This window comes from Nonlabens xylanidelens (assembly GCF_002934445.1).
Taxonomy (GTDB): Bacteria; Bacteroidota; Bacteroidia; order Flavobacteriales; family Flavobacteriaceae; genus Nonlabens; species Nonlabens xylanidelens.
Genome location: NZ_PTJE01000001.1, coordinates 877,879 through 900,228 on the forward strand (window position 1 = coordinate 877,879; position 22,350 = coordinate 900,228).

A 22,350-nucleotide genomic window follows, 5' to 3' on the forward strand; every position below is an offset into this window, starting at 1 on the left:
TTACTATTATACGATTTTTAAAAAGCCATGAATTTTCATGGCTTTTCTATTTTTGGGACAGTAGGTAAAACAAGTATATTTGTCACTTATCAAGGGACTATGAAATTTTTATATACTTTACTCTTTCTTACATTTTCAAGTGCATTATTTGCTCAGTCTGATATAGAACGGTTTCCGGTTTTTGAAGATTGTAAAGGGAATACGAGTAAGCAGTTAGAAGATTGTTTTTATAGTGCTCTTTATGCTCAGCTTAAAAATAGTTATCAGCATCCTATTAAAAATGATACGCTTGCAGATCAGTCGGTTACCATAAGATTTGAGGTGGATCGCGATGGTAAATTTGTTCTAATTAGAACAGATGCATTTAAATCTTCTTTAAAAGAAGAGATGATTAAAGCGTTTTCAAAACTACCAGTTATAGAAGCTCCTACATTTAATGGAGACGCTACGTTCATGCAATTTATACTTAATGTGCCAGTGCCTATGAAAGAGTCTGGTTCTTTTAAAGTGTATAGCAACTCTCAGTCTAAAATAGATAAACAAAATGAGGTTAAAAGGAAGGAAGATAGTCTCGCTTTCGCGAAAGCGAATGAAGAATACAACACCATAATTAGTGACCAGTATGATAACCATCAATTAAGGTCTGATGCAGTAATACCTCTTTCTTACCAAAGATATCATAGATATGAAGCAGCTATGAACCGTGTAGGGAATAATGCTCATACGGCGGTAAAACCTTATACTTTTAACTATGTAGACCAATATTTTGATTTAGAAGCAGAGCGTGAGTCGCTGCTCGAAGATCGCAAAACATGGTTGGGACGCAAGTGGCATAATGAACATTTCTTTGAACTTGCTGGAGAAGATTATTGGGTAGTTATAGATCCAGGTGTAGATCTTCAAGTAGGTAAAGATTCTAGAGATGATGTGACTACTTATAATAACACCAGATTAGTTAATGTGAGTGGTGGAATAGGAGATCAAATCACATTCGGTGCTAGTATACAAGAGTCTCAAGCTAGATTTCCTGGTTTTTTTGAAAGAGATGTTATTTCTAGAGCGCCAGATGGTGGTAATCCTGGTATAGTGCCAGGTAGAGGTATCGCCGAAGATGGTGGCGACAGAATATTTGATTATCCAGTAGCTACAGGTTACATTAATTATAAGCCTAGTAAATATTTTGATTTACAATTAGGGCATGGACAGCACTTTATAGGTGATGGTTACCGCTCATTAGTATTAAGTGATAACTCGCAGCCTTTTCCTTATTTTAAGCTCAATGCTAAGTTCTGGAAACTAGATTATACGGTATTGTACACATCATTAAGAGATGTGAGACCTGAGGTAACCGCAGACGATTCTTTCCGTACGAAGTTCATGACGCACCATTATCTAAGTTGGAATGCAACTAAAAGATTAAATCTAGGTTTCTTTGAGAGCGTTTTATGGCAGGATGATAACCAGAGAGGTTTTGATTTTAATTATTTAAACCCTGTGATTTTTTATCAAACCGTAGAACTAGAAACAGGCTCTAGAGGTGGAAATGCTTTGTTAGGTCTAACAGCTAAATATAAAGTCAGTGATAAGGTAACTGCATATGGACAGTTAGTTCTTGATGAGTTTTCTGGAGGATCTGTTGTGAGTGGTAATGGTAGTTATCAAAATAAAAGTGCTTATCAATTAGGTGTAAAATGGCAAAATGCCTTTAAGTTACCTAATTTAATGATGCAACTAGAATATAATAGAGTAAGACCTTACACGTACTCTCATAATACAGTGGTGTTGAATTACGGTAATAGTAATCAGGCGCTAGCGCATCCATGGGGTGCAAATTTTTATGAAACGGTATTAATAGGACGCTACACAAAAGACCGCTGGTATGGAATAGCTAAGGCTATTTATGGAGAGCGAGGTTATGATGTGCTTACTGATGGTGATAACGCCTTTTATGGAGGTAATATTTATGGTACAGAAGATGATCGTATTTCTGATAATGGTAATGTAACCGTTCAAGGTAATATTTCTAACTTTTTCTATGGACACTTAGAGGCTGGTTATGTCATAAATCCAGCAAGTAGGTTGAAGGTTTTTGGACAGATAATCTACCGAAGTTCAAATCCGATAATAAATAATAGTGTTGTACGTGGAGAAAGCACGACGTGGTTAAATCTAGGTTTACGTACTGATATTATGAACTGGTCATTTGATAGATAGGTCTATAGTTTAAGGTCTAGCCTCAAACATTTTTATAAATAGTATACTGGCCATGTTTCTCGCTCGTCGCAATGCGAGGTCTGCTATATCGCCGCGGTACATTTCATTTATGGTTTCTTTCCATAGGTTTATCCATATGCCAAAATGGTTCATATCTATAGTATGATTTTCCTGTACATCTAGTTTTTTATGTGCTGTAACAGGGTTTCCTTGATAGCTTTTGGCCATTAGTAGACTGCTTTCCCAAAAATCTGTTATGTGCTCTAAATGTGTGTCCCAGTTCTCAATCGCTCTATTAAAAATAGGTCCTAGGGTTTTCTCTTCTCTTACTTTACTGTAAAAACAGGTAACAAGTTTATTGATGTCATCTCTGTTTTTTAAGTCTTCTAGTGGTGTCATCAGCGCTGTAGTTTTGGTATGGGCAAGTTAGTTTTTTCAACTCTATACTTTGTATTTCATCTATGTAATTAATAAATGAAAATTTAATTTTAAAGATGTAACTTTAAATTCTTAACTTGATTGAAATTATAAATTATGATGGGCGGCGGCTTAATGGGTTATTATATTATCGGTGGTATAGTTATGCTGGTAAGTACTTTAGTAAGTAAAAAACTAAAGTCAAAATTTGAGTACTATTCAAAATTGACTCTCAAAAACGGAATGAGTGGGGCAGAGATCGCTCAAAAAATGCTCGATGATAACGGTATTACAGATGTAAAAGTAATTTCGGTAGCTGGACAGCTTACAGATCATTATAACCCTAGCAATAGAACGGTTAATTTAAGTGAGGTGGTTTATTCACAACGCAATGCAGCTGCAGCGGCAGTCGCAGCTCATGAAGTAGGTCACGCGATACAACATGCTACGGCTTATTCATGGATAGGAATGCGTTCTAGTCTAGTTCCTATAGTGAGTATTGCGTCTAAATATTCTCAATGGGTAATCATGGGTGGTGTTGCTCTCGCGGCAAGTACTTTTTTTGGTAAATGGGTATTGCTCGCAGGTATTATTATGTATGGAATGGGAACATTATTTGCTTTTGTAACCTTGCCAGTAGAATATGATGCTAGTAATCGCGCACTTGCGTGGTTAGAAAATGAAAGAATGCTTACTCAAGAAGAACACGCTGGTGCAAAAGATGCTTTAAAATGGGCTGCTAGAACTTACTTAGTTGCAGCCATAGGCTCACTTGCTACCTTACTGTATTTTATTTCTATCTTTTTAAAGAGGAGATAATACTTAATACTCTATCAAAAAAAGTCACTTATTAGTTAACTAGTAAGTGACTTTTTTTTATTGGCTGATTTTTGAGAATAGTTACAAGTGTAATTTATTATAACCTAGATATTCTGTCTCGCTTTCGCGAAAGCGAATGCCATATCCTTCTAATTCTTTAAGAATAGGCTTGTATACAGATTCTTTAATAGGAATTTGCACTCCAGGTTCTGTAATTTCTTTATTTAATATTTTTAAAGCAGCTATAGCTACAGGTAATCCTACGGTCTTAGCCATAGCAGTTTGAAGTTTCCCATCGCCTAGACAGACCATGGTGCTGTCTATTTGATATTGTTCTCCATTCAATTCATAGCCGAATTTATGATACATCACAATCATATCCTTTTCTCCAGGTTGTAATGTCCATGAATCTTCTAGAATGGCTTGCAACATCTGTGCAGGTGTGGCATCTTTAAGACCTATTTTCTTTTCACTATTAAAAATATCTAACTCTTCTAGTTTTAACCACATAATGTCGTCTTGATCTATTTTAAGTTCATGACGCATTTTTAGTTCCACACTATCTGTAGGAGAATAAGGTAAAAAGCTATTGACAAAATCACGATAGGTCATGTCCTCAGAGTCTTCTATAGTATAGGTGTCGTCTGTCATGCCTAGTTGTACAAACATGTTCCATGCTTTACTGAAACCTACACGTCTCATGGTGCCTCTATATAAGGTTAAGACATCTTGTAGGCCATAAACTTCTCTATATTTGAGACTATTTCTATTTGCTAAAGCTTCAAAACGTCCATAACCATCTACATCTAGAAACTCTGTTCTTCTAAAAAGGCGATGGTACGGTATGTATTTGTATTTGCCTTCTTGAATAAACTTTGCAGCGCCACCTTGTCCTGCCGTGACTACATTACGTGGGTTCCATGTAAATTTATAATTCCATAGATTATTATCGTCTTCTGGAGCAACAAGGCCACCAGTAAAGGATTCAAATAATAAAAGTTTACCACCTTTGTTTCTAATGCTATCTATTACTTGCATAGCACTCATGTGGTCTACTCCAGGATCTACGCCTATCTCGTTCATAAAAACGAGGCCTTTTTCTTTAACTTCTTTATCCAGCGATTCCATTTCTGGGCTTACATAACTAGCAGTCACCATGTTTTTGTTATAAGTTACACAGTCTTGGGCTACTTCTATATGGAATCTAGCAGGTAGCATGGATATAACGATATCTGCTTTTTGAATGTGTTTTTTACGCTCTTCTGGATTAAAAATATCTAGTTCTATGGCGGTTGCATTTTCATGATTCTGACTTAACGATTGAGCACTCTCCACGTTTTTATCAGCGATGATTAGATGTAGGTTATGCTCGTTAGATTTATTAAGAAGATAATCTACTAATACTCCTGTAGATTTTCCTGCTCCTATAATTAAGATGTGACGCATGGCTGTTGTAATTTAGTGCCAAGTTAAGTGACTTAATTAAAATTTAGGAAATAATGGAAAGAAAGTTATTAATCGTCGGCTGTAGTTTTGCGGTTATCGCGGTAATTTTAGGAGCCTTAGGTGCTCATGCTCTAGAGAAAGTGTTAGAGCCACAACAGTTAAAAAGTTTTGAAACAGGTGTGCGTTATCAATTATTTCATGCCATTGCATTGATTGCTTTTTCTCAAGTAAATATTTTAACAGATTCTTCAAAAGGTGTTTTGTTGTATTTGTTTGCTATCGGAATTGTGTTGTTTTCATTTAGTATTTATGGACTTTCAGTATCAAAATGGCTTAAAATAAGCTTGAAATTTCTTGGTCCGATAACTCCTTTAGGTGGCCTAAGCCTGATATCAGGGTGGTTCTTTGCCTTATGGAAAATCATTTCACATAATTCTATTAATAATTAGTGAGAGCCATTTGAGAGTTATATTTTTGCAGAAATCTTAATTAAAGGATTATCATGAATTCAAACACCTCTATTACGCAATCGATTGCGTTAACCGAATGGGGAATCAAAAATTCCAAAATCAATTACCAACTCGCGCCTGAAATTTTACAAGAGAAATCTGTAGAGAACTATGGCGGTAAAGAAACTGATAATGGCACGCTCGCGGTTCATACAGGTGAATTTACCGGTCGCTCTCCTATGGACAGATTCATTGTGAAAGATGAAGTTACTGAAAAACTAGTCTGGTGGGGAAACATTAACCTTCCTTTTGAGTCAGATAAATTTGACGCATTACTGGATAAAGTAACATCTTATCTAGATGGTAAAGAGCTTTTTGTGAGAGATGCATATGCATGTGCTCATAAAGACTACCGTCTCAAATTAAGAGTGATCAATGAGTATCCATGGTCTAATATGTTTGCTTATAACATGTTTATCAGACCTGAAGAAGAAGAGCTTAATGGCTTTGATCCAGAGTGGACAGTGATCAATGCGCCAGGATTTATGGCGGTTCCAGATCAAGATGGGACAAGACAGCACAATTTTGCTATTTTAAATTTCTCAAGAAAAATCGCCTTAATAGGTGGTACTGGTTACACAGGAGAGATCAAAAAAGGAATTTTTAGTGCTCTTAACTTTATCTTACCTGTTTACAAAAACACGTTACCTATGCACTGTAGTGCAAACGTAGGGAAAGATGGTAGCACAGCTATATTCTTTGGCCTTAGTGGTACTGGTAAAACGACACTCTCTACAGATCCTAATCGTGCTTTGATAGGCGATGATGAGCATGGATGGACTGAGGATAATGAAGTCTTCAACTTTGAAGGTGGTTGTTATGCAAAGGTTATCAATCTGGATCCAGAAGGAGAACCAGAAATTTTTAATGCTATACGACCTGGGGCAATTCTAGAAAATGTTATTTTTAAAGAAGATAATACTGTAGATTTTGCTGATACTTCTATAACACAAAATACAAGAGTAAGTTACCCTATTTATCATATCGATAATATAAAAGTACCGTCTCAAGGAAAAAATCCTAAGAATATATTCTTCCTTACTGCAGATGCTTTTGGTGTACTGCCTCCTATTTCAAAATTAACACCTGGTCAGGCTGCATACCACTTTATAAGCGGTTATACAGCAAAGGTAGCAGGAACTGAAGCTGGTGTTACAGAGCCGGTGCCTAGTTTTTCTTCATGTTTTGGAGCGCCATTTATGCCGCTACATCCTACTGTGTATGCAGAGATGTTGAGCAAGAAAATGAAAGAAGCTGGTGTAAACGTGTGGTTAGTAAACACAGGATGGACTGGTGGTCCTTATGGTGTAGGTTCTCGTATGAAATTAAAATATACTAGAGCTATGATTACCGCAGCGCTAGATGGTTCATTAGAAGAAGCTAATAAAGGAAATTACCACGTGCACTCTATGTTTGGACTTGCGCAACCTAGAACATGTCCTAATGTACCTACTGAGGTCTTGAGCCCTCGTAAATCATGGAATAATGATAAAGGTTATTATGAAACTGCCGAAAAATTAAGACAGTTCTTTATTGATAACTTTAAACAATTTGAAAGTGAAGCATCAGAAGAAATTCTAGCTGGTGGTCCACCTAGAAAATTATAAATTTAACCTCTAAAATGGTTGCATAAAAAAAGTCCTGAATAAATTATTCAGGACTTTTTTGTTTGTTGTAATTCCGCTTTCGCGAAAGCGGAAAAATTATCTTATGCTTTATCTTTAATATAATTCTCGATAGCCATAGTCATTGATGGAGACTCTGGTGTAGGCGCTTGAATATCTATTCTTAGACCTTTATCTTCGGCAGCCTTCATGGTAGTGTTTCCAAAAACTGCAATTCTAGTCTTCTCTTGAGTGAATTCAGGAAAGTTTTTAAATAAAGATTCTATCCCACTAGGGCTGAAGAATACTAATACGTCATACTTGACATCAGCAAGATCAGAAAGGTCACTAATTACCGTACGGAAAAAAGTACCACTAGTCCATTTAACACCTAGTTTATCTAATTCTGCAGGAGTAGAGTTTCCTAATTTATCAGAGCTAGGTACTAAGAACGTTTCGTTTTTATGTTTTTTAATAAGCGGAGAAAGTTCTGGAAAAGTTCTTTTACCTACATAAATCTTACGTTTACGGTATACTACATATTTTTGTAAATAATAAGCAACAGCTTCACTCTGACAGAAGTATTTTAAAGAATCAGGTATCTTATATCTCATTTCTTCAGCAACTCTAAAGAAGTGATCTACAGCGTTACGGCTGGTTAAAATAATAGCTGTGAACTGAGATAAATCAATCTTTTGTTCTCGTACTTCTTTGGCTGCAGCTCCTTCAACATGAATAAAGGAACGGAAGTCTATTTTCACCTTTGTTCTATCGACCAAATTCTGATATGGTGAATTTTCCATTTTAGGTTCAGGTTGGGAAACCAAAATTGTTTTCACTTTCATAAACTCATTTTTCTATTAAATACAAGTCCTCACAGCATAATATACTTATATAAAAGTAGATAGGGCGCGATTTCAAGGGCGCAAAGGTACAAAATAAAATAGAAAGGAGCTGAAATTAATAGGGCTCGATACGTATAAATCAAAATTATGTTATAAGTAAACAAGAATAATGCTACAATTATAAAGGCTATTAGGAATGGAATTTGCTCCATATGAAAGGCATAGATGACTATACAATTGATTAAAAGTAGCCCAAAAGAGAATATAGATCTGTTAATATTTCTGTGATGATCGATCACTTCAACGATTTCTTCAAAATGGCACAGGTTTGCAATCAATTTTCCTAGATAGTGTTTGCCTAATAAAAAGGTGACTATAAAAGTTAAGACTAGAATAAAATTGATAAACTGTGGAGGACTTGCTATTCTCGATTGATAGAATAAGTAAACAAATAGAGAAAGACTTATTCCATAAACTACCTGACTAGAAATAAGGAGTAATGAAGTGCTCTCACCATTTGATTTTGAAATTTTTATAAATCTATCTTTAAAGTAAGAACTGAGTAAATCACCTAACGGTATAGAAGAAAACCATTTTGCTACAGCTAGAATTACTATACATATTAATAATGTAATGGTGATCCAGTCGTTGGGAGATATGTGACGTAATTCAAAGTTCATATGAATCAGCAAAAATAATATGATTTATCAAACGTTTAGTATGCTGCTAGATTAATTGTCTATTTTTGCCGCTTGTTATGAAAAACACAGTAATTATTATTCCTACTTATAATGAAATCGACAACATACAGTTAATGATCGATGCCGTTTTAAGTCAAAGTGATGATTTGCACTTGCTTATTGTAGATGATAATTCTCCAGATGGTACTGGTCAGGTTGTTAAAAACAACCTTGCTAATTATTCCGGTAGATTATTTCTAGAAGAGCGCGAGGGTAAACAAGGCTTGGGTACTGCGTATATTCATGGATTTAAATGGGCGCTTTATAGAGATTATGAATTCATTTTTGAAATGGATGCAGACTTCTCTCATAATCCTAATGATATACCTGTATTGTACAAGGCTTGTAAAAATGAAGGTGCAGACCTTGCTATAGGCAGTAGATATGTGCGTGGTGTAAATGTTGTTAACTGGCCCATGTCTAGAGTTTTGCTTTCCTATTTTGCCTCAAAATATGTAAGATTCATAACTAGAATGTCGATACACGACACGACTGCAGGTTTTAAATGCTATAAAGCATCACTTTTAAGTAAAATCAACTTAGATAAGATTAAATTTGTAGGATATGCATTTCAAATAGAAATGAAGTTCAAAGCTTTTTTATTAAAAGCTAATATTATGGAAGTTCCAGTAATTTTTACAGATCGTTCTAGAGGACAGTCTAAGATGAGCGGTGGTATTATACATGAAGCGGTTACTGGAGTATTTATTATGAAAATTAAAAGTTTGATAGGGAAGCTTGAATTATGAAGAAGACATTAATTAAAAACGCAAAGATTGTTACTGACGGTGTCACTAGAGAAGGTGATGTTTATATAGAAGGAGATACAATCAAAGAAATAGCAGAAAGTATAAGCGCAAAAAATGCAGATACTATTGTTATTGATATAGAGGGTAAATACTTATTACCAGGAGCAATTGATGATCAGGTACATTTTAGAGAGCCAGGTCTTACACATAAAGCAACTATAGCTACAGAAAGTGCTGCTGCTGTTGCAGGTGGGATTACCACATTTATGGAAATGCCTAATACAAATCCACAGACTACTACCATTAAAGAATGGGAGAAAAAGATGGAAACGGCTGCAAATGATAGTCATGCAAACTATGCTTTCATGTTCGGTGGGACTAATGATAACCTAGAAGAAATCCTAAAAGTAGATACGTCTAGAGTACCTGCTTTAAAATTATTCTTAGGTTCTTCTACAGGTAATATGCTTGTAGATGATAAAGAAGTGTTGCGTGAAATATTTTCTAAAGTAAAATTGCGCATCGCTTTACATTGTGAAGATGAGGCTACAATTAAAGCAAATTTTAAAGAAGCTTTTGATACCTATGGAGATGATATTCCTATGGATCAACATCCTAAAATAAGAAGTGAAGATGCTTGTTATATAAGTAGTAGTGGTGCGGTAGAACTAGCTAAGGAAACTGGTGCTAGAATACATGTGTTCCATTTGTCTACAGGGAAGGAGACCTCACTGTTTTCTAATAAAGAGGCAATTAAAGATAAGAAAATCACTGCAGAGGTATGTATACACCACCTATGGTTTAGTGATGAAGACTATGCTACAAAAGGTAAGTTTATAAAGTGGAATCCAGCAGTAAAAACAGCTACTGATAGAGAAGAGTTGTGGCAAGCGCTATTAGATGACCGTATAGATGTGATCGCAACAGACCATGCGCCACACACACTAGAAGAAAAATCAAATCCATACACTAGTTGTCCTAGTGGAGGTCCATTAGTGCAACATGCATTACCTGCAATGTTGCAATTTGTTCACGACGAAAAGATCTCAATAGAAAAGGTAGTAGAGAAAATGTGTCATAATCCGGCATTACTATTTGATATAGAAAACCGTGGTTTCATAAGAGAAGGTTATAAGGCAGATCTTGTTGTGGTAGATACTAACAATCCATGGACTGTGACTAAGGAGAACGTGCTTGCAAAATGTGGGTGGTCACCATTTGAAGGTGTTACATTTAAAAGCCGCATTATGCAAACCTTTGTTAATGGAGAGCTAGCATATAAAAACTTTAAAGTGAGCGATCATAAAAGTGCTCAAGAACTTTCTTTTAAACGATGAAAAAAATAACCGCCATAATCTTAATCCTTTTTACACTTTCATGTTCTAATGTAGAGACATCTGCAAAACCAGATAATCTGTTTGATCAGGATAAAATGGCAGCTATCATCACTGATCTATATATAATAGAAGGTGCGATATCTTCTAATAGAACCGCTTATATTGAAAAAGGTGTACAGCCTAGTTCTTACCTTTTTGAAAAGTATACTATGGACAGTATAAGTTTTCAAGAGAATTTAAATTATTATACAGATAGGGTAGAAGATTACGTTCTGATAATGCAAAAAGTACAAGATAATTTAAAGGTTCTTCAAGACTCTGTAAGTTCTAGGCAAGAAAGGTTTAATAAAGAACAAGAGAATCTAGTCCCTAAAAGCACTGTTGAAAAAGGTAAGAAAAAGGAGAAAGTAAAAAATATTGAAGAAGAACTTTAGTGTTTTCTTTCATTATAAAATTTACAAACTCTTTCTATACTTTCAGCTACAGAGATGAAATCAAAGCTTAAAACAGTTTTTGCATTTTCATTAGAATACTTAGTATTTGAGCTTAGTGAATTAACAGTTGCTGTGCTAAGTTTTCTTTTTAACCCTAATAGATTGGGTATTTTTAATAAGTAAGAAACAGCTGTCAGTAAACTTTTAGATAGTTTTATGCTAGGCTTCTTTTTGTTTAGAGAGATCGCTATATAGGCTAATACATCTTTGTAAGATTTATTTTCAGATACTAATATGACACGCTCGTTAGTATAATCACTCTCGGTAAGTTCTTGCATGGCCTTTGCTACATCTCTTACATCTACAAAACCACTGCTGCCATCTGTGTAGAAACTATTACCGCTGGCCGTTTTACTAAATAATTGACCAGAGCCACTGTTCCAGTTGCCTTCTCCTAGAATTACACCAGGATTAACAATAACTACTTCTAGGTTTTCTTGTGTTGCTCGCCATGCCTCCATTTCTGCGCCAAATTTTGTGATCGCATAGTCTGTGTTGAGTCCGTCTAGATTAAAATAGTCATCCTCATTTACAGCCCTGCCGCCTACAGATTCTCCTAGAGCAGCAATGCTACTTACGTGGCACAATTTACTCACGCCACGCGCTATGGCTACATTAATCACATTCTCTGTGCCGCGCATGTTTATGCTTTTAAGATGTTCAAAATCTAGACCATCAATTGCGGCAGCACAATGATAAACGGTAGTGATATTTTCCATTGCTTTTTCAAGACTTGGAATCTCAAGAATGTCGGCTTGTAGCCACTGAAAATTATCGACTTGTACACTTGCACCTTTTTCATAAGACTCAAAAATCTCACGTGTATTATCAAGAGTTTTTAAATCTCGATAAAGAGCAATGATGTTGTTTCCGCTTTCGCGAAAGCGGTATAACAAATGTCCACCTACTAATCCTGTTGCACCTGTGATTAAAATCATGCAGTAAAAGTACACAATACAAGGCTTAAAAAACCTTTAAAAAAAGCCAAACACATATATTTGCAATTGTAAAAATGGAATTATGGCTTACAACTTTGTAGAAGAGTTAAAATGGCGCGGTATGATACACGATATCATGCCCGATACAGAAGAAATGTTACAAAATGAAGTGGTGTCTGGTTATATAGGTTTTGACCCTACTGCAGACTCTCTTCATATAGGTAGTATGGTGCAAATCATTCTTTTAATGCATTTACAACGTTCTGGTCATAGGCCTATAGCGCTAGTAGGTGGTGCAACAGGTATGATAGGTGATCCTAGTGGTAAAAGTGCAGAGCGTAATTTACTAACACAAGATATCCTAGATAAAAATATCGCTGGTGTTAAAAGCGTTATTTCTAGATTTATTGATTTTGAAGGTGGTGAAGAAGAAACGAGAGCTAAATTGGTGAATAATTACGACTGGATGAAAGACTTTAGTCTTATAGATTTTGCTCGTGATATCGGTAAGCACATTACGGTTAATTACATGATGGCAAAAGAGTCTGTAAAGAAACGTGTGTCTGGAGAAGGTGATGGAATGAGTTTTACTGAGTTTACTTATCAATTATTTCAAGGGTATGATTACTTGCACTTGTATCAAAATGAAGGTGTAAAATTACAAATAGGTGGTTCTGATCAATGGGGAAATATTACTACCGGAACAGAGTTAGTACGTCGCGTGGCTAGAGGTAAAGCATATGCTTTAACAACACCTCTTGTTACTAAGACGGATGGAACTAAATTCGGTAAAACAGAAGGTGGTAATATCTGGCTAGATGCAGATAAAACAAGTGTTTATAAATTTTATCAATTCTGGATTACAGCAACTGATGATGATGCGGTGAACTGGATTAAGATTTTTACTTTCTTAGATAAGGAAACTTGTGAGGCTTTAATTGAAGAGCATCAAAAAGATCCTGGTTACCGTGTGTTACAGAAACGTCTTGCAGAGGAGATAACTACTTTAGTTCATGGTAAAGAAGCTTTTGAAACAGCGGTTGAGGCATCTGGAATATTGTTTTCTAAAAAAGTAACTCCAGAGCAATGGGGTAAAATGGATCAGGCAACATTGTTAGAGATTTTTGATGGTGTGCCACAGGTAGAAATAGAAAGAGACGCAATTGCAAATGGAGTGGATGTGGTTACTTTTATGAATGAAACTACTGGTTTCCTTAGTTCTAACGGTGAGGTGCGTAGAGCACTTAAAGAAAATAGCCTAAGCGTTAATAAAAATAAAATTACTGAAGATAAGGTGATTACCGAAGAAGACGTGATTGCTGGAAATATGATCTTATTACAACGTGGTAAGAAGAATTACTTTTTAGTAGTTTTAAAATAATTTTACTTCACGCCATATAATATAAAAGACAACTTGGAAACAAGTTGTCTTTTTCTTTTCTTGAGATATGGATTTATTAATTAACTGCCATTAAGTTACAACCTCTAATGTCAGAGTGATCAAACCTTCCCAAAACTTGAAAGCTTCCATCCTTAAAGCTTTTACCTAAGTCTTGTGTTGCGATAAAAGAACAAGAATTATAATTGGCTAGATCAATAATATTTAAACCTCCAGTTTTACCATTATCTATAAGCGATAAAGGATCATTTGTGTCTCTAGTAATTACCTTCATCCATTGCGGTGTGGTAAAATTGATGCCGTCACTCGCATAGGCTTGTGATAAAAGTTCGGTCATTCCATATTCACTTTGAATACTTGCTTGCGGGAAAGCTGTTTTTAGAATCTGGTGTAGTTCTGGTTTTACGATCTCTTTGCGCATACCTTTCATACCGCCAGTTTCTATAATAATGACATTATCGAGTGGCATAGCATATTGTTCTGCTAGTTGTAGTAGAGCAAATGTAACACCGATAAGAATTACTTTTTGATTGGTTTTTTGAAGGTTTTTAAGTATGCTAGCTAGTTCTTCTAAATTGTTGAGGTAAAAACCGCTTTCTGTGCGTCCAGATTTATTAATCCAGCGTTGTGCCATGTAGACTAATGAAGAGCCTGTGCGGTCTAAATAATGCGGTAGTAAAGCTAGAACCACATAATCTTCAATAGCTCCATAAGTAGCTTTAAAACTGTCGTCTAGGCTGTGGTCATATACCTTTAAATCTGTTACAAGATGTTTTGAGACTGTGCTACCTGTTGTGCCACTGCTGGTAAATGTTATTTGGGTAGGGTCAGTGTTGCTTATTACTTGATGGGATTTAAAAAATTGTATAGGTAAAAAAGGGATTTTTTCTAAGGAGTCCACTTCTTTTACGTTTAACAAATCGCAATACTGTTTATAAACTGGATTGTACTGCCTTTGATAAGCATAAATTTTTAAAGCCATTTGTTCAAAAGCTTTATTAGAATCAATATCAAAAACAGGAAATATCACATCAAGAATTTGAAACAAAAGTAAATAAAAAAGCGCCGCAGTAAAACTGCAGCGCTTAGTAAATTATAAAGGTTAGGTATCGATTACTTGATAACTAGTTTGCGTGTTTGAGTTGCGTTTCCTTGAGAAATCTTAACGATATACATTCCAGAATCAAGGTTGCTTACATTTAATTCATTTGTAAGACCAGCTGCAGTTAATACTCTCTGACCTAAAGTAGAATAGATTATTACATCCACGGCTTCTCCATTTGTAGAAACTATGTTTACTGTAGAACCATTTACTGGATTAGGATAGATTTTGAAAGTATTTGCGTCAAAAGTATCGTTAGATAATGTAAAGTCATTTACTGCTCCAGGAGTACCTAAATCACCATCACCATAAGCAGTTACGGCAAGACCCCAGTTTGTACCTAAGTCATTATCTGTAGAGTTATAGCTGCTTAAAGATAATTCCATGCTCACACCAGTTCCATCAGGGAAAGTTGCACCGTTATCCCAAGAAACTTCGTCGATAACAGTTCCTCCACATTGAATAGATAATTCATCAGATCCATTTCCTAAAAATGTAGAAGTACCATCATAAACATAGTCAGGAGTGATTCCACCGTTTGCAAGAGGATCAGCATTTGCAACAAATACAGCATATCCATTTGCAGGAACAATTACAGAAAGGATTACAGTAAAGTTTTCGTTTGCACTTGTTAAATCTACAATCTCATAACCTAACATGTCTATTGCAGCTCCTGTTGTGTTGTATACTTCAAAGTATTCACCAACGTTATCACCTACCGCAGCAGGGTTTTGCATAATTTCTGTAATTATTAAATCTCCAGGGTTTGCACAAGTTACATTACCTAGACACGCAGGGCTTGAGATGTTGCGAGTTAGAGTACATGAGCTATTTGCTGCATCACCAGTAACTGTAACTGTAAAGTCTACACCTTCAGTAACACCTGTAATTGTAATCTGTCCAGCTGCAACAGTAGAAGGATCATCTCCAGCTACAGTTCCATTACCAGCAGTGTCAATAACATAAGTAGAAGTACTACCACCTGTAAAATCTATAGTTACATCATATAAATCTACACCAGATGTAGAAGTCTGACATGTTTCAGTGATTGTACCTAATTGTAGGTCACATGGGAATGCAACGTCAAAACTAGTTGAGTCAGTAGTGATTAACATAGTACCGTTTACCATTGAGACAGTTACATTATAAGTAACACCATCCATTACAGTTATAGAATAAGGAGAAGTAACATCTAAGTTATCAGTACCGTTTACTGATACATTAAATGTTGCTCCAGCAGGAAGGTTCATAGAGTTCCATGTGATATCAGTTGTAGTTGTACCACCAGCAAGTGTAGATCCATCAGAAGGAGCAGTAATAGTAACAGCAGGAACTGTAGACATAACAGTTGTGTATGTTCCTATTCCACCTATTAAAGTTTCAAAAGTATCAGTACCACCTTGACAAACTCCAAGGTTGTTTAAAGAACCTGCACCGCCAAATACCCAGTTAGCTTCTACAAAACCATTATCTGGTCCAGTACCGTTAATTCTTTTTGCAGAAGAATCTGCATATTCCCATGTCTGACCAGTTCCGTCCACACCGCTTACTCCATATTGATCAATTACAGTACTAGTTGCTGTTTCAATAATTCTAATACGGTCATCACCATTTAGGTTAATTACATTATCAGTAAGTACAGTTGCACTTGCTAGACCAGGAAATTCAGTAGCTAATGCTCCTGCACTACCTGTAGTCGTTACATAAATAAAACCATCTGTAACAGTACCGAATCCAGAAAGATCAAATGCACTACCCCAAGTTGTGTTTCCGTTAGTTTGATTTTCTAATGAGAATAAAGTAAAGTCAACTGTACCGCTAGCATAAATCTCTAGTAATTTAGGGTTTCCACCAGAACAATCACCGTCTACAATAGAGGTAATTATAGGTTGTTGAGCAAAAGAAGTAGCCGCAATAAAGAACATTACGACACTAAAGTAAATTTGTTTCATCTTGTTGTAGTTTTTTGCGAATATACAATTTCTATAATGGTGTAAGTTTTGGCAGTCAGTTATTTAACGTTAAAGTAACATGCCTTCTAATGCTAGTGATAGCTAACTAATTGTGCTAGTATTGATAAGTTTATGAATTCCGCTTTCGCGAAAGCGAGATCATCACAAATTATTTTCATAACTTTATTTTTTTAATACACTGAGTTAACCTAAAGCTAACATGGATTTAAAACGCTTGAGTAACTATCTTTTTAATTTAGCCCATTAAGAATATGAAAGAAGAAATGAAAGACGCTAAAGCGAGAGTTCTATTAGTAGACGACGAGCCGGATATTTTAGAGATAGTAGGATACAATCTTAAAAATGAAGGTTATCAAGTATTTACGGCAGAGAATGGAGAGGAAGCTCTCAAAATTGCAAAGAAGAAAAAGCCAGACCTTATTATACTAGATGTCATGATGCCGGTAATGGATGGGATCGAGGCCTGCGAGAAAATGCGCAAAACACCAGAATTAGACGGTACTGTAATAACTTTTCTAACTGCAAGAGGTGAAGATTATTCAATGATCGCTGGTTTTGATGTGGGTGCAGATGATTATATTACAAAACCTGTAAAACCTAGAGTTCTTGTTTCTAAGGTAAAATCTCTTTTAAGACGTAGAGAGAATGTTGCTCCAGAGGCTTCAAATATTTTAAAACTAGGAGATCTAGTTATCGATAGAGATCAGTACAAGATTATCTTTAAGAAGGAAGAAATGATATTGCCTCGTAAAGAATTTGAATTACTTTCTTTACTGACTACTAAACCTGGTAAAGTGTTTAAAAGAGAAGAAATTCTTGATGTGGTGTGGGGTAATGAAGTGATAGTGGGTGGTCGTACTATAGATGTACATATTAGAAAACTAAGAGAGAAGTTGGGAGATGACAGTTTTAAGACTGTGAAAGGGGTAGGTTATAAATATGTCAAATAATACAGCGCCGCAAAGAAATAGTTACCGATTTGCGATTAGATCTTCTATTTATATCGCTGTTATACTTTTTTTACTTTTATTAAGTGTGTCATCTTTTGATGATGTAGAGTTACCGTTGTACCTTATTTTCTGTTTTTCTTTGGCGTGTTTTTTAATATGCTTTACGATTATTCAGTTTAGGGTACAGCGTTTTATTTATCGACGTATCAAACGTATTTATGAAGACGTGTCTCTGTTAGAATCGAGCAATTTTGATGACAGAGAGATCGCTACAGATATGCGTACTCTCAAAGATCAGGTAGAGAGATTTGCTAGAAATAAGAAAACAGAAATAGAAACACTGCAAGTACGTGAGAATTATCGTAAAGAGTTTTTAGGTAACATATCTCACGAGCTTAAAACGCCTTTATTTACCGTTCAAGGTTATATAGATACCTTAATTGATGGAGCGCATAAAGACAAGGTTATACGTAAGAAATACCTAGAAAGAGCACAAAAAGGAGTAGAGCGTCTTACCTATATTGTAAAAGATATGGATATGATCACTAGGCTAGAAGTAGGTGATATGCGTCTAGAAAAAGACGACTTTGATATAGTAAAATTGATGAAACAGGTGTTTGATCAATTTGAAATGAAAGCGGCTAGAAAGAATATTTCTCTAGTTTTTGATATGAATTATAATAATAAAATTATGGTTCATGCAGATAAGGAGCGCATCCAGCAAGTAGTATCTAACCTTATCGTTAATTCTGTTAAGTATGGGAAACAAAATGGTACCACCGAGGTGGCTATTGAAGACCTTATTAATAATAAGGTAATCGTGCGTGTTACTGATAATGGAGAAGGGATTAAAAAAGAATTTATACCTAGATTATTTGAGCGCTTTTTTAGAGTGGATAGAACAGGATCGCGCAGAGAAGGTGGCTCTGGGTTGGGACTAGCGATAGTTAAACATATTGTAGAGGCTCATGGAGAGCGTATTTATGTTGATAGTGAAATAGGTATAGGTTCTGAATTTTCATTTACTCTAGAAAAAGTTTCTTCTAGTATAGAAGATATAGATGTAGTGGTAGAATGAATGTCGCCTAAACCTTTATAATTAGGTATTCTAGATAACATTTCTATTTTAAAATCTTCTTGTGTAGCGTAAGGAACAAGACCTTTGTCATCTAGTGATTGTGCTAAGTATTCTTGTTCAAACTGTCCTGGTGTAGGGATGAAAAAGGCTTTTTTGCCTAATTCATTTAAATCCATAATAGTGGTGTAACCGCTTCTGCTTAGCACGCATTCACTTAAATCTATAGCTTTTTGTAAACTTTCTGTAGAGAGGTAATTGTAAAAAGTTACGTTTCCTTTCTTTTCTACTTTTTGCTCTTTTTCTATTCTGCCGGCTATAAATAGTACCTTACCATGATATCTTTTTATTTCAGAAAGTAATTTCTTTTCTAAAATACCTCGTTGAGGTTCTGGTCCAGATAATAAGATAAGTAGGTCGTATTTTTTTTGATACTGACCAGTATTTTTAAATCTGGAAAGTGGACCTAAGTAAACTTTGTCTAGTTGGCAATCAGTATTATGCGATAACTTACCAGTTAAGTTATTTGTTCCACTGACGTCAGGTATCCAGCAATAATCAAATTTTTTTATGTAATGCAGGTGCAATTGTGTACTGAACCATGTCGTGCTACCAGATAAAACCTGTAGTTGATGTGTTATAATTACCGATGGTATTAAATTGCTGTATAATCCTAATCTGTTATCTGATATGATACCAGTTATTTTGTGCTCTAGGATTAAGCGGTTTAATATTTTGTGTTCATTGCGTATAGCTTTCCATATCTTAGGAGAGTCTTTAAGCATTTTCAATTTTAAATTGCGGCCTTCCTTTGCATATTCAATGTCATAAGATGGTAGCTCTATAAAAGTATGGCCTTTAAATTCTTTTTTAAGTAAAGCAAGTGCCTGTCCATCACTAGCTATAATAGGGTTGTCCCCATTATTAATGATTTCTAATATTATAGGTATGCATCTAGTGGCATGACCTAAGCCCCAGTTTAAAGGGGCAACCAAAATGTTTTTGGATTTTTGCATGTAGTAAATATACAATGACTTTGTAATCAGGTATATTTGTAGCCATTAATTAACCTTTAAATAATTGTATTGGGAAGCAAAAATAAACTCAAACGATTTAACGAAAACGAAACATTCGACAACGTTATTCAGCCTACTCGTGAAGAAGTAACCACTGGTTTTAAACATCAGGGTAAATGGAATGAATTTTTCGGTAACGATAATCCTATTACCTTAGAGTTAGGTTGTGGTAAGGGAGAATACACGGTTGCTCTAGCTCGCAAGTATCCTGAACGTAATTTTATAGGTATAGATATTAAGGGAGCGCGTTTCTGGCGTGGTGCAAAAACAGCTATTGAAGAAGGTCTTACTAACGTAGCTTTTTTACGTACTCAAATTGAGTTGGTAGATGACGCTTTCGCGAAAGCGGAAATACAAGAGATATGGATCACATTTCCAGACCCTCAAATTAAATACAAGCGTACTAAACACAGAATGACTAATCCTGATTTTCTTGCAAAGTATAAACATATTTTACAAACTGATGGTATTATGAATCTTAAAACAGATTCTGAATTCATGCATGGATATACTTTAGGGCTATTGCAAGCTAGAGGAGAAGAGATTCTATATGCACATCATGACGTCTATTCAAATACAGAATCTCCAGAAGAAGTTACCGGTACACAGACTTTTTATGAGAAGCAGTATCTAGAAACAGGTAAAGCGATAACTTATATCAAGTTTAAATTGAAATAATGGCAGGACTTTTACATTTATTATTCGGTTTAATTATAGGTTTTGTGGGTGTTATACCGCCCGGATTATTGAATCTTACAGCGGCCAAAATAAGTGTGAAACAAAATAGAAAAGCAGCTGTAATTTTTGCATTAGGAGCATCACTTATAGTTGTGGCTCAAGTATATGTAGGGGTTTTCTTTTCTAAATTATTGAATAACAATCCTGATACCTTATTGATGTTAGAAAAGTTTGCGGTAGTTGCTTTTCTAGCATTATCTGTTTTCTTTTTTATTAGAGCGTTACTTGATTCTGGTACACCAGTAGTAAAAGAGGTAAATAGATCACCTGTTAAGCTTTTTGCGCAAGGAATCATATTATCGGTTTTAAATATATTTCCTATTCCATTTTATATAGGTTTTAGTTCTTTTCTAGCCAGTCGTGGTTTATTTGAATTTACTTATCCCATGGCTCATCTATTTATTATAGGCGCCGCTAGTGGAACATTTTTAATGTTATTAGCCTACATTACTTATGTGAAGAAATTTGCCTTTGACAGCAATACATTTGCTCGCAAAATTAATTACCTATTAGGAGGTCTTACTTTGTTTATTGCGGTATTTACCATATTTAGAATATACTCATGAGTACAAACGATTTTTATTTAAGAGTGTATGAGGTCGTTAAACAAATACCTTATGGTAGAGTAACTAGCTATGGGTCTATAGCAAAAGTTTTAGGAACACCACGTAGCAGTAGAACTGTAGGTTATGCTATGAATGCTGCGCATAATGATCCTGAAGTGCCTGCACATAGGGTTGTAAACCGCAATGGAGTGTTAACTGGTAAACATCATTTTCCCGGCACTAACTTAATGCAACAACTTCTAGAAAGTGAAGGGCAAATTATCGAAGAAGATCAAATTAAAAATTTTAAAGAGACTTACTGGGATCCATTAGAAGAACTTGGATTACAAGAATAAAAAAAACCTTTCTATTCATTACAATAGAAAGGCTTTTTTTATAATAATTGTTGATGCTCTACAGATAGAAGATGTAACCTACGTTAAACCACCATATCCAGTCATTTGCTCTGTTGTTAACGTTATTAGGACTTAATCCATCTACATAATTACTGTCTACATAATAATGCCACTTAGACGATATTAAAATATCACTTAGTTCACTTATTTTATATCTAAAACCTAGATCGCCTACTAGAGCAATTGCACTACCCTGTGAGGTGTCTATACGATCTATAAATGTAGGGAATGTCGTTATTGGGTTATCCAAAGGACCTAACACACTAGTCGCTTCTGGTCTATAGTTTACATAATGAGCTCCAAAACCTACGTAAGGTGCCACTTTAGGTGTGCCACTCTGAAAATCTCTAATGCTTAATGGATACCATTCTATTTGTGCACCCAACTCAAAGACTTTTGCTTTTCCTTGCATAGATCTTAATTGAAGACCACCTATAGAGTTCTTGTCCGCTTCATCACCTAGATGATTAAGGGTGGTCACATGGTAATCTATCTCACTACGTATTTTAAAATGATCATTCCAGTAGGTATCTCCGGTATAACAATCACAGTCGGCACGATAAGCAAAATTGATATAGTGAATGAGTCCAACACCGATACCTACATTACCTTTGTTAGTGTTAAAGTCATATCGCTCACCATAATCACTTTGAAAAGCGACAGGTCCAGTGATAAAACCTAATTCGTGAGAGAAGCCTAATTGCGCATTACTTGTAGCTACCATTCCTATAAGAATGATAAGAGTTGTAATGTGTTTTTGTAGATACGTCATTAATATAAGGACTTAAGTGATGACGACAAATATAACAAAATGTAGTTCATACAGACAGTATTAAATATGTTTAAAACTAATACAATAGATGAAATGCATCATTATTATAGGTTTGTATGGTGATTACAACGTGAGTTAACTTAAATTATTGGTAAAAAAAAAATTACGTTAAGCGATAATATTATATTTGCA

The 22,350-nt window shown here is 35.2% G+C and carries 22 protein-coding genes; 13 read left to right on the forward strand and 9 right to left on the reverse strand.

Annotated features, from left to right (window positions below; genetic code table 11):
- Window positions 1-27 precede the first annotated feature (27 nt).
- Window positions 28-2,214: a hypothetical protein gene (locus LY01_RS03955; protein WP_245890620.1), complete on the forward strand. Its 2,187-nt coding sequence runs from the start codon at window positions 28-30 to the stop codon at window positions 2,212-2,214.
- Window positions 2,215-2,223: 9 nt separating this feature from the next.
- Here the strand turns inward: LY01_RS03955 and LY01_RS03960 are convergent, their stop codons facing one another.
- A complete protein-coding gene (locus LY01_RS03960) occupies window positions 2,224-2,613 on the reverse strand; it encodes a group III truncated hemoglobin (protein WP_104514495.1) in 390 nt (129 codons plus the stop codon).
- A gap of 138 nt (window positions 2,614-2,751) precedes the next feature.
- Between LY01_RS03960 and LY01_RS03965 the strand changes: the two genes are divergently transcribed.
- Window positions 2,752-3,450, forward strand: coding sequence for a zinc metallopeptidase (locus tag LY01_RS03965; RefSeq protein ID WP_170034521.1), 699 nt, complete (start codon window positions 2,752-2,754; stop codon window positions 3,448-3,450).
- 81 nt (window positions 3,451-3,531) lie between these two features.
- Here LY01_RS03965 and LY01_RS03970 read toward each other — a convergent pair whose 3' ends face one another.
- Window positions 3,532-4,896, reverse strand: a complete 1,365-nt coding sequence (locus tag LY01_RS03970; protein ID WP_104514496.1) for a saccharopine dehydrogenase family protein — start codon at window positions 4,894-4,896, stop codon at window positions 3,532-3,534.
- 53 nt (window positions 4,897-4,949) lie between these two features.
- Between LY01_RS03970 and LY01_RS03975 the strand changes: the two genes are divergently transcribed.
- Together LY01_RS03975 and pckA are read left to right on the forward strand one after the other, a co-directional pair.
- Window positions 4,950-5,345 carry a DUF423 domain-containing protein gene (locus LY01_RS03975; RefSeq protein ID WP_104514497.1) on the forward strand — a complete coding sequence of 132 codons (396 nt, stop codon included), beginning with the start codon at window positions 4,950-4,952 and terminating at the stop codon, window positions 5,343-5,345.
- A 53-nt stretch (window positions 5,346-5,398) separates the two neighbouring features.
- Window positions 5,399-7,012: a phosphoenolpyruvate carboxykinase (ATP) gene (gene pckA / locus LY01_RS03980; protein WP_104514498.1), complete on the forward strand. Its 1,614-nt coding sequence runs from the start codon at window positions 5,399-5,401 to the stop codon at window positions 7,010-7,012.
- A gap of 101 nt (window positions 7,013-7,113) precedes the next feature.
- Here the strand turns inward: pckA and LY01_RS03985 are convergent, their stop codons facing one another.
- Together LY01_RS03985 and LY01_RS03990 are read right to left on the reverse strand one after the other, a co-directional pair.
- Window positions 7,114-7,854, reverse strand: coding sequence for a uroporphyrinogen-III synthase (locus LY01_RS03985; protein ID WP_104514499.1), 741 nt, complete (start codon window positions 7,852-7,854; stop codon window positions 7,114-7,116).
- Window positions 7,855-7,883: 29 nt separating this feature from the next.
- Window positions 7,884-8,546, reverse strand: coding sequence for a DUF4271 domain-containing protein (locus LY01_RS03990; RefSeq protein ID WP_211289262.1), 663 nt, complete (start codon window positions 8,544-8,546; stop codon window positions 7,884-7,886).
- A gap of 65 nt (window positions 8,547-8,611) precedes the next feature.
- Here LY01_RS03990 and LY01_RS03995 point away from each other — a divergent pair, with 65 nt between their 5' ends.
- From LY01_RS03995 to LY01_RS04005, 3 genes are read left to right on the forward strand one after another with little or no spacing between them, the layout of a single operon-like run.
- Window positions 8,612-9,343: a polyprenol monophosphomannose synthase gene (locus tag LY01_RS03995; protein ID WP_104514501.1), complete on the forward strand. Its 732-nt coding sequence runs from the start codon at window positions 8,612-8,614 to the stop codon at window positions 9,341-9,343.
- A complete protein-coding gene (locus tag LY01_RS04000) occupies window positions 9,340-10,680 on the forward strand; it encodes a dihydroorotase (RefSeq protein WP_104514502.1) in 1,341 nt (446 codons plus the stop codon). Before LY01_RS03995 ends, LY01_RS04000 begins: the two co-directional genes overlap by 4 nt.
- Window positions 10,677-11,114: a DUF4296 domain-containing protein gene (locus LY01_RS04005; RefSeq protein WP_104514503.1), complete on the forward strand. Its 438-nt coding sequence runs from the start codon at window positions 10,677-10,679 to the stop codon at window positions 11,112-11,114. The genes LY01_RS04000 and LY01_RS04005 overlap by 4 nt, the downstream gene beginning before the upstream one ends.
- Here the strand turns inward: LY01_RS04005 and LY01_RS04010 are convergent.
- Window positions 11,111-12,112 (reverse strand): NAD-dependent epimerase/dehydratase family protein, encoded by a 1,002-nt coding sequence (locus LY01_RS04010; protein ID WP_104514504.1) that lies wholly within the window; start codon window positions 12,110-12,112, stop codon window positions 11,111-11,113. The two genes, LY01_RS04005 and LY01_RS04010, sit on opposite strands and share 4 nt — an antisense overlap.
- 82 nt (window positions 12,113-12,194) lie before the next feature.
- Between LY01_RS04010 and tyrS the strand changes: the two genes are divergently transcribed.
- Window positions 12,195-13,493, forward strand: coding sequence for a tyrosine--tRNA ligase (gene tyrS, locus LY01_RS04015; RefSeq protein WP_104514505.1), 1,299 nt, complete (start codon window positions 12,195-12,197; stop codon window positions 13,491-13,493).
- Between the two features lie 76 nt (window positions 13,494-13,569).
- Here the strand turns inward: tyrS and LY01_RS04020 are convergent, their stop codons facing one another.
- Together LY01_RS04020 and LY01_RS04025 are read right to left on the reverse strand one after the other, a co-directional pair.
- On the reverse strand, window positions 13,570-14,541 hold the full coding sequence (locus LY01_RS04020) for a LuxE/PaaK family acyltransferase (RefSeq protein WP_104514739.1): 972 nt from the start codon (window positions 14,539-14,541) through the stop codon (window positions 13,570-13,572).
- Window positions 14,542-14,624: 83 nt separating this feature from the next.
- A complete protein-coding gene (locus tag LY01_RS04025) occupies window positions 14,625-16,565 on the reverse strand; it encodes a T9SS type A sorting domain-containing protein (RefSeq protein ID WP_104514506.1) in 1,941 nt (646 codons plus the stop codon).
- A gap of 272 nt (window positions 16,566-16,837) precedes the next feature.
- On the opposite strand from LY01_RS04025, the gene LY01_RS04030 reads away from it, so the two are divergent.
- Together LY01_RS04030 and LY01_RS04035 are read left to right on the forward strand one after the other, a co-directional pair.
- A complete protein-coding gene (locus tag LY01_RS04030) occupies window positions 16,838-17,536 on the forward strand; it encodes a response regulator transcription factor (RefSeq protein ID WP_211289263.1) in 699 nt (232 codons plus the stop codon).
- Window positions 17,526-18,614: a sensor histidine kinase gene (locus LY01_RS04035; RefSeq protein ID WP_104514507.1), complete on the forward strand. Its 1,089-nt coding sequence runs from the start codon at window positions 17,526-17,528 to the stop codon at window positions 18,612-18,614. Before LY01_RS04030 ends, LY01_RS04035 begins: the two co-directional genes overlap by 11 nt.
- Here LY01_RS04035 and LY01_RS04040 read toward each other — a convergent pair.
- A complete protein-coding gene (locus LY01_RS04040; RefSeq protein WP_104514508.1) occupies window positions 18,518-19,627 on the reverse strand; it encodes a glycosyltransferase in 1,110 nt (369 codons plus the stop codon). The genes LY01_RS04035 and LY01_RS04040 overlap by 97 nt on opposite strands.
- Before the next feature lie 69 nt (window positions 19,628-19,696).
- On the opposite strand from LY01_RS04040, the gene trmB reads away from it, so the two are divergent.
- The 3 genes from trmB to LY01_RS04055 are packed head-to-tail and all read left to right on the forward strand — an operon-like array spanning window position 19,697 to window position 21,326.
- A complete protein-coding gene (trmB, locus tag LY01_RS04045) occupies window positions 19,697-20,365 on the forward strand; it encodes a tRNA (guanosine(46)-N7)-methyltransferase TrmB (RefSeq protein ID WP_104514509.1) in 669 nt (222 codons plus the stop codon).
- Entirely contained in the window at window positions 20,365-20,991 is a 627-nt protein-coding gene (locus LY01_RS04050) for a LysE family translocator (protein ID WP_104514510.1), read from the forward strand. Before trmB ends, LY01_RS04050 begins: the two co-directional genes overlap by 1 nt.
- Complete coding sequence (locus LY01_RS04055) at window positions 20,988-21,326, forward strand: MGMT family protein (protein WP_104514511.1); 339 nt, start codon at window positions 20,988-20,990, stop codon at window positions 21,324-21,326. The genes LY01_RS04050 and LY01_RS04055 overlap by 4 nt, the downstream gene beginning before the upstream one ends.
- 58 nt (window positions 21,327-21,384) lie before the next feature.
- Here the strand turns inward: LY01_RS04055 and LY01_RS04060 are convergent, their stop codons facing one another.
- Complete coding sequence (locus LY01_RS04060; RefSeq protein ID WP_104514512.1) at window positions 21,385-22,158, reverse strand: THC0290_0291 family protein; 774 nt, start codon at window positions 22,156-22,158, stop codon at window positions 21,385-21,387.
- Between the last annotated feature and the right edge of the window lie 192 nt (window positions 22,159-22,350).

Excerpts from the sequence above, each read along its gene's own strand:
- LY01_RS04030 (WP_211289263.1), top strand. The coding sequence starts at position 16,838 with ATGAAAGAAGAAATGAAAGACGCTAAAGCGAGAGTTCTATTAGTAGAC.
- LY01_RS04005 (WP_104514503.1), top strand. The coding sequence starts at position 10,677 with ATGAAAAAAATAACCGCCATAATCTTAATCCTTTTTACACTTTCATGT.
- LY01_RS04035 (WP_104514507.1), top strand. The coding sequence starts at position 17,526 with ATGTCAAATAATACAGCGCCGCAAAGAAATAGTTACCGATTTGCGATT.
- LY01_RS04060 (WP_104514512.1), bottom strand. The coding sequence starts at position 22,158 with ATGACGTATCTACAAAAACACATTACAACTCTTATCATTCTTATAGGA.
- LY01_RS03970 (WP_104514496.1), bottom strand. The coding sequence starts at position 4,896 with ATGCGTCACATCTTAATTATAGGAGCAGGAAAATCTACAGGAGTATTA.
- LY01_RS03960 (WP_104514495.1), bottom strand. The coding sequence starts at position 2,613 with ATGACACCACTAGAAGACTTAAAAAACAGAGATGACATCAATAAACTT.
- LY01_RS04025 (WP_104514506.1), bottom strand. The coding sequence starts at position 16,565 with ATGAAACAAATTTACTTTAGTGTCGTAATGTTCTTTATTGCGGCTACT.
- pckA (WP_104514498.1), top strand. The coding sequence starts at position 5,399 with ATGAATTCAAACACCTCTATTACGCAATCGATTGCGTTAACCGAATGG.
- LY01_RS04040 (WP_104514508.1), bottom strand. The coding sequence starts at position 19,627 with ATGCAAAAATCCAAAAACATTTTGGTTGCCCCTTTAAACTGGGGCTTA.
- LY01_RS03955 (WP_245890620.1), top strand. The coding sequence starts at position 28 with ATGAATTTTCATGGCTTTTCTATTTTTGGGACAGTAGGTAAAACAAGT.
- LY01_RS03995 (WP_104514501.1), top strand. The coding sequence starts at position 8,612 with ATGAAAAACACAGTAATTATTATTCCTACTTATAATGAAATCGACAAC.
- LY01_RS04010 (WP_104514504.1), bottom strand. The coding sequence starts at position 12,112 with ATGATTTTAATCACAGGTGCAACAGGATTAGTAGGTGGACATTTGTTA.
- LY01_RS04050 (WP_104514510.1), top strand. The coding sequence starts at position 20,365 with ATGGCAGGACTTTTACATTTATTATTCGGTTTAATTATAGGTTTTGTG.
- LY01_RS03985 (WP_104514499.1), bottom strand. The coding sequence starts at position 7,854 with ATGAAAGTGAAAACAATTTTGGTTTCCCAACCTGAACCTAAAATGGAA.
- LY01_RS04055 (WP_104514511.1), top strand. The coding sequence starts at position 20,988 with ATGAGTACAAACGATTTTTATTTAAGAGTGTATGAGGTCGTTAAACAA.
- LY01_RS04000 (WP_104514502.1), top strand. The coding sequence starts at position 9,340 with ATGAAGAAGACATTAATTAAAAACGCAAAGATTGTTACTGACGGTGTC.
- LY01_RS03975 (WP_104514497.1), top strand. The coding sequence starts at position 4,950 with ATGGAAAGAAAGTTATTAATCGTCGGCTGTAGTTTTGCGGTTATCGCG.
- tyrS (WP_104514505.1), top strand. The coding sequence starts at position 12,195 with ATGGCTTACAACTTTGTAGAAGAGTTAAAATGGCGCGGTATGATACAC.
- LY01_RS03965 (WP_170034521.1), top strand. The coding sequence starts at position 2,752 with ATGGGCGGCGGCTTAATGGGTTATTATATTATCGGTGGTATAGTTATG.